This is a genomic window from Pseudomonas putida (assembly GCF_016406145.1).
Classification (GTDB): Bacteria; Pseudomonadota; Gammaproteobacteria; order Pseudomonadales; family Pseudomonadaceae; genus Aquipseudomonas; species Aquipseudomonas putida_E.
Map to the genome: position 1 here is coordinate 1,897,356 of NZ_CP066306.1, position 11,080 is coordinate 1,908,435.

Below are 11,080 nucleotides of genomic sequence, written 5' to 3' on the forward strand. Positions count from 1 at the left end.
CCGGCAAGGAGGCCACCGACAACCACGCAACCGTGACGTGGGCGGTGTGCCGCAGCAGAACACGCCGGTCACCTGCCCACTACAACAACAGGCGGGGGCCGTGATGCCGAGGTCCGCTGTATGCCTGATCAATTGCCCCACCTGCCCGTGATCCAAAGTATCCTGAGTCGCCACCAGGACACCCCCGGCGCGCTCTTGCCGATCCTGCATGCCGTGCAGGAAAGCATCGGATTCATCCCCGATGCCGCCGTCGCTGACATTGCCCATGCCCTTAACCTCAGCCTGGCCGAGGTGCGCGGGGTAATCAGCTTCTACCACGATTTCCGTACCGCGCCCCCGGCCCGCCATACCCTGCGCTTGTGCCGCGCCGAGTCGTGCCAGAGCCGTGGCAGCGAGGCACTGGCCGCGCAGCTGCGTGAGCAGCTGGCGCTGGACGACCATGGCACCAGCGCCGATGGCGCCATCAGCCTGCGCCCGGTGTACTGCCTGGGCGCCTGCGCCTGCTCGCCGGCCCTTGAACTCGATGGTCAGGTGCATGCGCGCCTGACCCCTGAGCGCCTGCGCTCGCTGGTCAACGGTTGCCTGGAGGACACAGCATGCTGAAGCTGTTCATCCCCTGCGACTCGGTGGCCCGTGCCGTGGGCGCAGATCAGGTTGTCGAGGCGTTGCAGCGCGAGGCCGAGCGCCGCCAGTTGGCGCTGGATATCCAGCGCACCAGCTCGCGTGGCCTGTATTGGCTCGAGCCACTGGTGGAGTGCGAGCGCGCTGAAGGGCGGCAAGGCTTCGGCCCGGTCACCCCTGAGGATGTGCCTGCGCTGCTCGATGCATTGGCGGCAGAACCCGGCAGCCATCCATTGGCGCTCGGGCCCGTGGAAGCGCTCCCTTACCTCAAGACCCAGCAACGTCTGCTGTTCGCCCGCGCCGGTATCACCCGGCCATTGTCGCTGGATGACTACCGCGCCCACGGCGGCTTTGCCGGCCTTGAGCAAGCCGTTGCGCTGGGCGGCGCCGAAGTGGTCGCCGCCGTGCTCGATTCCGGCCTGCGCGGCCGGGGCGGCGCAGCGTTCCCGGCAGGTATCAAATGGCGCACCGTGCGTGACGCCGGGGCAGGGCAGAAGTATGTGGTGTGCAACGCCGACGAAGGCGACTCCGGTACCTTCGCCGACCGCATGCTGATGGAAGGCGACCCCTTCCTGCTGATCGAAGGCATGATCATAGCCGGCCTCGCGGTGGGTGCCGACAAGGGCTATATCTACGTGCGCTCGGAATACCCCGACGCCATCCGTGTGCTCAATGAGGCCTTCGTCATCGCCCGCGACGCCGGTTATCTCGGTTTCGACGTGGCCGGTAGCGGTCAGGCCTTCGACCTGGAAGTACGCGTGGGCGCGGGAGCGTATATCTGCGGGGAGGAAACCGCGCTGCTCGAATCCATCGAGGGCAAGCGCGGCATCGTCCGTGCCAAGCCGCCGCTACCGGCCCTGCAGGGCCTGTTCGGCCTGCCGACCCTGGTGCACAACGTGCTCACCCTGGCCTCGGTGCCCACCATCCTGGCCAAGGGCGCGGCGTTCTACCGCGACTTCGGCATGGGCCGTTCGCTGGGCACCATGCCGTTCCAGCTGGCCGGCAACATCCGCCATGGCGGCCTGGTAGAGCGTGCCTTCGGCCTGACCCTGCGCGAGCTGGTGGAGGGCTACGGGGGCGGCACCGCCAGCGGCCGTCCGCTCAAGGCTGCCCAGGTCGGTGGCCCGCTGGGTGCCTGGGTGCCGCCCAGTCACTTCGACACCCCACTGGACTACGAAGCCTTCGCCGCCATGGGCGCGATGCTCGGCCACGGCGGTGTGGTGGTGGCTGACGACACCCTGAACATGGCCAGCATGGCGCGTTTTGCCCTGCAGTTCTGTGCCGAAGAGTCGTGCGGCAAATGCACGCCTTGCCGCATCGGTTCTATCCGCGGCATGGAGGTGGTCGACCGCCTGATCGCCAGCAGCGACCTAACCGAACGCCATGACCAGGCCCTGCTGCTGCGCGACCTGTGCGACACCATGCAATACGGCTCGCTATGCGCCATGGGCGGCATGACCGCCTACCCGGTGGCCAGCGCCCTGAAGTACTTCCCGGCCGATTTCGGGCTGACCACCACGGAGGCCGCGCAGTGATCAATTACTTTGACCCCGAGACCGATCTGGGCACCCCTGAACGCCACGGTGATGTGCAGATCAGTCTGAATATCGACGGGCGCAGCGTTAGCGTGCCGGCGGGCACCTCAGTGATGCGCGCCGCCGCCATGCTCGGCACCACCATCCCCAAATTGTGCGCCACCGACAGCCTGGAGGCCTTCGGCTCCTGCCGCATGTGCATGGTCGAAATCGATGGCATGCGCGGATACCCGGCGTCCTGCACCACGCCTGTGAGCGAAGGCATGGTGGTGCGCACGCAGACGCCACGTCTGGCCGACCTGCGTCGCAATGTCATGGAGCTGTATATTTCCGACCACCCGCTCGACTGCCTGACCTGCTCGGCCAATGGCAACTGCGAACTGCAGACGGTCGCCGGCCAGGTCGGTCTGCGCGAGGTGCGCTACGGCTATGACGGCGCCAATCATCTGGCTGAGCAGAAGGACGTATCCAACCCGTACTTCGATTACGAGCCCAGCAAGTGCATCGTCTGCAGCCGCTGCGTGCGTGCCTGTGAGGACATCCAGGGCACGTTCGCCCTGACCATCACCGGGCGCGGCTTCGAGTCGCGGGTGGCGGCAGCCGGTGGTGACAACTTCCTCACCTCCGAATGCGTGTCGTGCGGCGCCTGCGTGCAGGCCTGCCCGACGGCCACCCTGACCGAAAAAAGCCTGGTGCAGATCGGACAGCCGGAACGAGCGGTGATCACTACCTGCGCCTACTGCGGCGTGGGCTGCTCGTTCCGTGCGGAAATGAAGGGCGACCAGTTGGTACGTATGGTCCCCGACAAGAACGGCGGCGCCAACCACGGCCATGCCTGCGTCAAGGGCCGCTTCGCCTGGGGCTATGCCACCCACCCTGACCGCATCACTAAACCGATGATCCGCAAGCATCTGGATGACCCTTGGCAAGAAGTCAGCTGGGACGAGGCCGTCGCCTACGCGGCCAACGAGTTCCGGCGCATCCAGCTCAAGTACGGGCGCGACTCTATCGGTGGCATCACCTCCAGCCGTTGCACCAACGAAGAAGCCTACCTGGTGCAGAAGCTGGTGCGCACGGCGTTCGGCAACAACAACGTGGATACCTGCGCTCGGGTTTGCCATTCGCCCACCGGCTATGGCCTCAAGCAGACCCTTGGCGAGTCGGCGGGTACCCAGAGTTTCGATTCGGTGATGCAGGCCGACGTGATCCTGGTGATCGGTGCCAACCCCACCGATGCCCACCCGGTATTCGGTTCGCAGCTCAAACGCCGCCTGCGCCAGGGCGCGCGGCTGATCGTCATCGACCCGCGGCGCATCGACCTGGTGGATTCGCCCCACGCCCGTGCCGAGCTGCACTTGCAACTGCGCCCGGGCACCAACGTGGCCATGCTCAACGCCTTGGCCCATGTGATCGTTAGCGAGGGGCTGCTGGCCCAGCGCTTCATCGACGAGCGCTGCGAGAGCGAGGCCTTCGCCCGCTGGCGCGACTTCGTCAGCCTCGCGCAAAACGCCCCTGAAGTGCAGGGCCCCGTGTGCGGCGTGCCCGCCGAGCAGATCCGCGCCGCCGCCCGGCTGTATGCCACAGGCGGCAACGCGGCGATCTACTACGGCCTGGGCGTGACTGAACACAGCCAGGGCAGCACGGCGGTTATGGGCATCGCCAACCTGGCAATGGCCACCGGCAATATTGGCCGCGAAGGGGTAGGGGTAAACCCCCTGCGTGGGCAGAACAACGTGCAGGGCTCGTGCGACATGGGTTCGTTCCCGCATGAGCTGCCAGGCTACCGGCATATCTCCAACGAGGCCGTGCGTGCCGAGTTCGAGCAGGCCTGGGGCGTAACCCTGCAGCCCGACCCGGGCCTGCGCATCCCCAACATGTTCGAAGCGGCGCTGGACGGCAGCTTCAAGGCGCTTTACTGCCAGGGTGAGGACATCGCCCAGAGCGACCCCAACACCCAGCACGTCACTGCAGCGCTGCGGGCCATGGAATGCGTGGTGGTGCAGGACATCTTCCTCAACGAGACGGCCAAGTTCGCCCATGTGTTCTTGCCGGGCAGCTCGTTCCTGGAAAAGGACGGCACCTTCACCAACGCCGAGCGCCGCATTTCGCGGGTACGCAAGGTGATGCAGCCGCTGGCCGGCAAGGCTGACTGGGAGGCCACCGTGGCCTTGGCCAACGCCTTGGGCTACCCGATGAGCTACCGCCACCCGTCCGAGATCATGGACGAAATCGCCCGCCTGACACCAACCTTTCACCGCGTCAGCTACGCCGAAATCGACCGCCATGGCAGCCTGCAGTGGCCGTGCAACGACGCAGCCCCCGACGGCACGCCGACCATGCACATCGATCAGTTCGTGCGGGGCAAAGGGCGCTTCATGCTCACCGGCTATGTGCCCACCGACGAGAAGGTCAACAGCCGCTACCCACTGCTGCTGACCACCGGGCGCATTCTCAGCCAGTACAACGTCGGCGCCCAGACCCGGCGCACCGCCAACGTCGCCTGGCATGCTGCTGACTGCCTGGAGCTGCACCCCACCGACGCCGAAAGCCGCGGCATTCATGATGGCGACTGGGTCGGCATCGGCAGCCGTGCAGGGCAGACGGTACTGCGCGCCAAAATAAGTGAGCGCGTGGCGCCGGGGGTGGTGTACACCACCTTCCACTTCCCCGAGTCCGGCGCCAACGTGATCACCACAGACAATTCCGACTGGGCCACCAACTGCCCGGAGTACAAGGTCACGGCGGTGGAGGTGGTCAAGGTGTTCCACCCGTCGCAGTGGCAAAAGCGCTACCAGGACTTCAGTGATGAACAGCGGCGCCTGCTCAAGGAACGTCGCACGGCCGACAAACCCGAACAGGCCGAGGTACGCCGATGAGCATCGAAAACCTGGTCAAGATGGCCAACCAGATTGCCCATTACTTCGACAGCGAGCCTGATCATGCGTTGGCGGTGAAAGGAGTGCAGCAGCATTTGCAGAACTTCTGGACCCCGGCGATGCGCAGGCAGTTGGGGGAATGGGCCCAGGCCCATGCAGGGGAGGGCTTGGACCCCAAGGTGGTGGCGGCCTTGGCTTAGCGTTTGTCTGCGCTGCCCCCGTCGCCAGCAAGCGATGGCACTCCTGGACTGCCCTCGGATTGAGTGCAACTCCTGTGGGGCCGGCTTGCCGGCGATAGGGGCGGTGCCGACAAAATGAAATGTCCGTCATGAATGCCTGACCAAAGCCGGCGCAATGCTACGCTCGCGGAAACACTCGTCACGGATACCCACCATGGACATGAACTGGCACCAGGCCCTGCAAGAGAGCCTGAGCTGGCTTGCAATCGCTTCGTTCATCACCCTGATCGGCTTCACTGCCGCCGCTGCGCTGGCTGTGCGCTACACGCGCTGGGGTAGCCAGTTCTGGCAGCTTGCCGGGCCCTATTTCTCCCTCAGGCGCAGTTGGCGACCGCTGCTGGTGTTTGCCGCACTGCTGGTGCTGACCCTGTTTTCGGTACGCATGAACGTGCTGTTCTCGTTCTGGTACAACGGCTTCTACAGTGCCCTGCAGGCCCTTGACCAAACCGCCTTCTGGTATTTGCTGGGTGTGTTCGCGGTATTAGCCACCCTTCATGTGCTACGTTCGCTGTTCACCTTCTACGTGACCCAGGCCTTCAGCATCCGCTGGCGGGTCTGGCTGACCGAGCGGCTGACCAACGACTGGCTGCACGGTGACGCCTATTACCGCGGCCAGTTTCTTGCCGAGCCCGTAGACAACCCCGACCAGCGAATCGAACTGGACGTCAACGCCTTCGTCACCAATTCGGTAACCCTGGCGCTGGGCGCGGTCAGCGCGCTGGTGTCGCTGGTGGCGTTCACCGCCATCCTTTGGGGGCTGTCGGCGCCGTTAGCGGTCACAGGTGTGGAAATCCCCCGGGCCATGGTGTTTGCCGTGTATGTGTATGTGCTGATCGCTACCTGGATCGCCTTCCGTCTCGGGCAGCCGTTGATCCGTCTGAACTTCCTCAACGAAAAACTCACCGCCAACTTCCGTTATGCGCTGATGCGCCTGCGTGAAAACGCTGAGAACATCGCGTTCTACCAGGGCGCGCAAGTGGAGCGGGGGACCTTGCTGGGCCGCTTCGGGGCATTGATCGTCAATGTCTGGGCACTGGTGTTCCGCAACCTGAAGTTCAGCGGTTTCAACCTGGGCGTCAGCCAGGTTGCGGTGGTGTTCCCGTTCATCCTACAGGCGCCGCGCTTCTTCAGCGGCGCGATCAAGCTGGGCGATGTCATGCAGACGTCCCAAGCGTTTGGCCAGGTGCAGGATGCGCTGTCGTTCTTCCGCGAGTCCTACGACACCTTTGCCCAGTACCGCGCCACGCTCGACCGTCTGACCGGATTTCTTGATGCCAACCAGCAGGCCAGCACCTTGCCACGTGTCAGCACCGAGGAACAGGCGCAGGCCCTTGCTATCTCGGGCCTGCAAGTGATGCGCCCCGACGGCCAAGCGCTGATCGCCGACCTCGACTTGCAGCTGCAGGCCGGCCAGGCACTGCTGATCAAGGGCCCGTCGGGTAGTGGCAAGACCACCTTGTTGCGTGCCTTGGCAGGGCTGTGGCCTTACGCCGAGGGTGAGGTCAGGCGGCCCACCGGCACTGAGGCGCTGTTCCTCTCGCAGCGCCCGTACCTGCCCCTGGGTGACCTGCGAACCGCCATCGCCTACCCGGCTGACAGCAAGCCGGAGGACGAGGCGCGCATGCAGCAGGCGCTGCGCCAGGTCAACCTGGCCCACCTGGCTGAGCGGCTGGCGGTCAGTTGCGACTGGTCGCATATTCTCTCGGTCGGTGAGCAGCAGCGGCTGGCGTTTGCCCGGGTGCTGTTCAACCGGCCGCAGGTGGTGTTCCTCGACGAATCCACCTCGGCGATGGATGAAGGCCTGGAGCATGCGTTGTATTCGCTGCTGCGCAACGAAATGCCACAAACCTTGCTGGTGAGTGTTGGCCATCGCAGCACGTTGGCCGGGTTCCATACCCACCGGCTGGAAGTGGACGGGCAGGGTGGTTGGTCGCTGCTGGAGCAAAAGCCGGAGGTAGAGATGCAGGTCTAGGAGGCCTGTACCCTGTTCAGGGCTGCATCACGATCAACTGCGCGCCTTCATTACGGACATTCCCCACGGCCTCGCCCACCGCAAACCATTCAAAGGCTTCCACCGGTAGGCCCCGCTCCCGTGCCAGCCGCTCGGCCTGATCGGCAGGCACTTCCAGGTCGATCCATGCCCGTGCATCCACCGGCCCCAGTGCCAGTGGCCGGCGGTCATGGATATCGACCATCCCCGCATCGCTCGCTGCAGTAATGATCACAAACCCATCCCCTTCGTTCGGCTCCAACCCTGCACGTACCTGAGCCAGCGCGGCCATGAACATCGGTGCCTGGCTTTTCAGGCGGATGAAGTAGGGCTGCTTGCGCTTGGGGTCGTGCGGGTCGCTCACCCATTCGTACCAGCCGTCGGCCATGACCAGGGCCCGCCCTTGAGGCCAGAATGCCTTGAAGAACTTGCCCGTGGTCACGGTTTCCACCCGTGCGTTGATCGGCGCAGGCCTCGGGCCCTTGGCCCAGAACGGTACCCAACCCCAATGGCAGGGGTCGATGCGCAGGCCATCGGCGGCGTTGTGCAAAACCTGTACGCGGCTGCCAGGGGCCACGTTGTAACGGCCAATGGGCACGTTGTTGTAACCGCTGATCACATCCTGCCCGGCGTTCAGCTCACGCAGGTAATCGGCCTGGCCTTGATACTGGGCGAAGCGTCCGCACATGGCATGTCCCCCACTCGTCGAAATGTCTTGCGCCCGATCGACCCTGCAACCGCCCCAGTGTTATCTGTTCATTCATACAAATGCCCGCCGTCGGCCGCTGATCACGAGGAGCATTCCATCTCGCTGGTTGCGTTGTTCAACCTGCGTGCGCTGCACAGGTACCTGGTCAGGATAGTCGGCGACAGCATGTAGGGTGCCGGCATCTTCAAATACCGACCAGCTCACCAGGCCGATGTAGGGCGCGCCCAGAACTGCCGCGTTACCTAAAGCCCCCGCCGACACCAGCGTTGGAATTGTTCTCTGTATGTCGAGTTCTCAAAACCACATGCGAATGCCGGCAACGAAGCGCGCTTCGTCCACGTCTGCGCCTTCATCACGGATGAAGTCGGCGGTTTTGCCGTAGGAACGACTCCAGGCAATGCCTATGTAGGGGGCAAACTGGCGGATAATTTCGTAGCGTAAGCGAAGTCCGACTTCCGTGTTGGCCAGACCAGTGCCGACCCCGCGTTGCGGATCGTTCTTGCCATAGAAGTTGGCCTCAGCGGTTGGCTGAAGGATCAAGCGATTGGTCAGCAGAATGTCGTACTCACCCTCCAGGCGGGCGGCAGTCTGACCGTTCTCACCTATGAAAGCCGTCGCTTGCGCCTCGAAGTCGTACAGCGCCATTCCCTGAATACCGAAGGCTGCCCAGGTCTGGGGCGATTCCGGTTCGAAGTCCTGCCGCAGACCGGCGACCACATCCCACCATGGGCTGATCGAGCGGCCGTACAGGAGTTGCAGTTGCGCATCTTCAGTTACCCCGTTGGTGCGCTCGCCCTCCGCGCGAATCCAGAGCCGGTTAACGTCGCCGCCCATCCATCCTGATGCATCCCAGGCAAGCGTGCTGCCTTCATCGGCGTTTTGGTATTCCAGCTGGTCCAGCAAGAAAAAACCGTTGATCCCGCTGTCATCCATTTTGTGCCCGTCAAGCGGGGGGAAGGCAGCCTGGCGGTCGGCGTCGGTCAGCACTGGGATCGGCGTGCGGGCGGTCGAGGCGGGGGTGGCTTTGGACTGGCTGTGACCCATTGCCGAGTGATCCATCCCGGAATGATCCATTTCAGCGGCGATGCAGGGCGAAACGGCCAGCACGCCAAGAGAAAAGGTCAGTGCCAGCAACGATGGTCGTGCAAAGCTACCGGCCATTTTTCCCTGCCTCAGCTATGTCGCTAAGCTGTGATTCCAGCATCATGCTGGGATTGATGCCTTCATGGTTCAGGGAAAAGGCGCTTCGTTTCATTGGTTTGCTCATCTCGTCTCTCCCGTTCATTCGTCTACGCGCACTTCTCGGAACATGCCCGTTTCCATGTGGTACATGAGGTGGCAGTGATAGGCCCAACGCCCTAGCGCATCGGCGGTTACGCGATAGCTTCGTTTCGAGCCGGGAGGCATATCGATCGTGTGCTTTCGGACCATGAAGTTGCCGTCCTCGTCCTCCAGGTCGCTCCACATGCCGTGCAGGTGGATGGGGTGAGTCATCATGGTGTCGTTGACCAAGGTGATGCGCAGGCGCTCGCCGTACTTGAGCCGCAGCGGCTGGGCGTCAGAGAACTTGATGCCGTCGAACGACCAGGCGAACTTTTCCATATGGCCGGTGAGGTGCAGTTCGATGGTCCGGCCCGGTTCACGGCCATCCGGATCGATGAAGGTGCTTCGCAAATCCGAATAAGTGAGCACACGGCGGCCATTGTCACGAAGCCCGATTCCTGGGTCGTTCAGCTTGGGAGCCGGGGTCATGGTCTGCATGTCGACCAGCGGGTTGTTTGTTTCCGAGGCGGGATGGCTTTGCATGGCACTGCCAGTCGCCATACTGCCGTGATTCATGCCGGCCATGCTGCCATGGTCCATACCCGCCATATTGTTGTGCTCCATGCCGGCCATGTTGCCGTGGTCCATCCCCATGTCGCTCATGGAGATCAAAGGCCTTGGGTCTAAAGCAGGCACCGGGCCCTGCATGTCCTCGCGAACAGCGAGGGTCCCTCTGGAATAGCCAGTGCGATCCATGGATTGGGCAAAGATGGTGTAAGCCTGCTCGTTTTCAGGCTCGACAATGACGTCGTAGGTTTCGGCAACCGCGATGCGGAATTCATCGATCGACACAGGCTTGACGTACTGCCCGTCGGCTGCGACAACCGTCATCTTCAAGCCGGGTATACGCACGTCGAAATAGGTCATGGCGGAGCCGTTGATAAAGCGCAGCCGGATTTTCTCGCCTGGCTTGAAGATTCCAGTCCAATTGCCATTGGGCGCCTTGCCGTTCATGAGGTAGGTGTAGGTATACCCACTCACGTCAGCAAGATCGGTTGGGCTCATCTTCATCTCAGCCCACATCTTCCGATCGGCCACAGCGCCAGACCAGCCTTTCTCACTCACGTCATCGACGAAGTCGCCAACCGTCCGCTTGTGGAAGTTGTAGTAGTCCGACTGTTTCTTGAGCTTGGACAGGACCTGCGCCGGATTTGCGTCGGTCCAGTCGCTGAGCATGACGACGTAGTCACGGTCGTAGGTGAAAGGCTCTGGATCCTTCGCATCGATCACTAGCGCACCGTAAACACCGACCTGCTCCTGCAAGCCCGAGTGGCTGTGGTACCAGTAGGTGCCGTTCTGGTGGACCTTGAACCTGTATTCATACATGCCATCCGGAGCGATGCCATGGAAGCTCAGGCCCGGTACGCCGTCCATGTTTGCCGGCAGAATGATCCCGTGCCAGTGGATGGACGTGTCCTGTTTCAAGCGATTGCGCACACGCAGCGTGACTGTGTCGCCCTCTCGCCAGCGAAGAATCGGTCCCGGCAGCGAGCCGTTGATGGCCATTGCCGTACGCGCTGCGCCGGTAATGTTCACCGGGAGCTCCCCGATGTACAGGTCAAAATCGGTGCCGGTCAGTACGTTGGGTTGGCCAGGGCTGGTCACGGCCCAGGCCGGCGTGCGCCACATGCCCAGCCCACCCAGTAGTCCGGTAGCAGCGAGGCCCGTGACGAATGAGCGTCTCGTGGTTTTGCTTTGCATGCCGTTGCGTCCAGTCAGGTTGATCACTGATATCCAGGCTGCGACTTGGGCAACCATCCCGTTTCAATTGAGCTCTCACTCCGCCT

The 11,080-nt window shown here is 63.2% G+C and carries 8 protein-coding genes; 5 read left to right on the plus strand and 3 right to left on the minus strand.

The window, feature by feature from the left end; genetic code table 11:
* The first annotated feature begins 120 nt into the window (after nt 1–120).
* The 5 genes from JET17_RS08700 to JET17_RS08720 all read left to right on the plus strand — a co-directional run bounded on the left by JET17_RS08700 (nt 121) and on the right by JET17_RS08720 (nt 7,243).
* Entirely contained in the window at nt 121–603 is a 483-nt protein-coding gene (locus JET17_RS08700; protein ID WP_012313609.1) for a formate dehydrogenase subunit gamma, read from the plus strand.
* Entirely contained in the window at nt 597–2,156 is a 1,560-nt protein-coding gene (locus JET17_RS08705) for a formate dehydrogenase beta subunit (RefSeq protein WP_012313610.1), read from the plus strand. The genes JET17_RS08700 and JET17_RS08705 overlap by 7 nt, the downstream gene beginning before the upstream one ends.
* Nucleotides 2,153–5,032, plus strand: a complete 2,880-nt coding sequence (fdhF, locus tag JET17_RS08710) for a formate dehydrogenase subunit alpha (RefSeq protein WP_012313611.1) — start codon at nt 2,153–2,155, stop codon at nt 5,030–5,032. Before JET17_RS08705 ends, fdhF begins: the two co-directional genes overlap by 4 nt.
* Nucleotides 5,029–5,232 carry a formate dehydrogenase subunit delta gene (locus JET17_RS08715; RefSeq protein WP_012313612.1) on the plus strand — a complete coding sequence of 68 codons (204 nt, stop codon included), beginning with the start codon at nt 5,029–5,031 and terminating at the stop codon, nt 5,230–5,232. The genes fdhF and JET17_RS08715 overlap by 4 nt, the downstream gene beginning before the upstream one ends.
* A gap of 193 nt (nt 5,233–5,425) precedes the next feature.
* Nucleotides 5,426–7,243: an ABC transporter ATP-binding protein/permease gene (locus JET17_RS08720; RefSeq protein ID WP_012313613.1), complete on the plus strand. Its 1,818-nt coding sequence runs from the start codon at nt 5,426–5,428 to the stop codon at nt 7,241–7,243.
* Nucleotides 7,244–7,259: 16 nt separating this feature from the next.
* Here JET17_RS08720 and JET17_RS08725 read toward each other — a convergent pair whose 3' ends face one another.
* The 3 genes from JET17_RS08725 to JET17_RS08735 all read right to left on the minus strand — a co-directional run bounded on the left by JET17_RS08725 (nt 7,260) and on the right by JET17_RS08735 (nt 10,994).
* A complete protein-coding gene (locus tag JET17_RS08725; protein WP_012313614.1) occupies nt 7,260–7,949 on the minus strand; it encodes an SOS response-associated peptidase family protein in 690 nt (229 codons plus the stop codon).
* A gap of 315 nt (nt 7,950–8,264) precedes the next feature.
* On the minus strand, nt 8,265–9,131 hold the full coding sequence (locus tag JET17_RS08730) for a copper resistance protein B (RefSeq protein WP_012313615.1): 867 nt from the start codon (nt 9,129–9,131) through the stop codon (nt 8,265–8,267).
* A gap of 120 nt (nt 9,132–9,251) precedes the next feature.
* Entirely contained in the window at nt 9,252–10,994 is a 1,743-nt protein-coding gene (locus JET17_RS08735; RefSeq protein WP_012313616.1) for a copper resistance system multicopper oxidase, read from the minus strand.
* Nucleotides 10,995–11,080: the final 86 nt, after the last annotated feature.

Excerpts from the sequence above, each read along its gene's own strand:
- JET17_RS08705 (WP_012313610.1), top strand. The coding sequence starts at position 597 with ATGCTGAAGCTGTTCATCCCCTGCGACTCGGTGGCCCGTGCCGTGGGC.
- JET17_RS08715 (WP_012313612.1), top strand. The coding sequence starts at position 5,029 with ATGAGCATCGAAAACCTGGTCAAGATGGCCAACCAGATTGCCCATTAC.
- JET17_RS08725 (WP_012313614.1), bottom strand. The coding sequence starts at position 7,949 with ATGTGCGGACGCTTCGCCCAGTATCAAGGCCAGGCCGATTACCTGCGT.
- JET17_RS08735 (WP_012313616.1), bottom strand. The coding sequence starts at position 10,994 with ATGCAAAGCAAAACCACGAGACGCTCATTCGTCACGGGCCTCGCTGCT.
- JET17_RS08730 (WP_012313615.1), bottom strand. The coding sequence starts at position 9,131 with ATGGCCGGTAGCTTTGCACGACCATCGTTGCTGGCACTGACCTTTTCT.
- JET17_RS08700 (WP_012313609.1), top strand. The coding sequence starts at position 121 with ATGCCTGATCAATTGCCCCACCTGCCCGTGATCCAAAGTATCCTGAGT.
- JET17_RS08720 (WP_012313613.1), top strand. The coding sequence starts at position 5,426 with ATGGACATGAACTGGCACCAGGCCCTGCAAGAGAGCCTGAGCTGGCTT.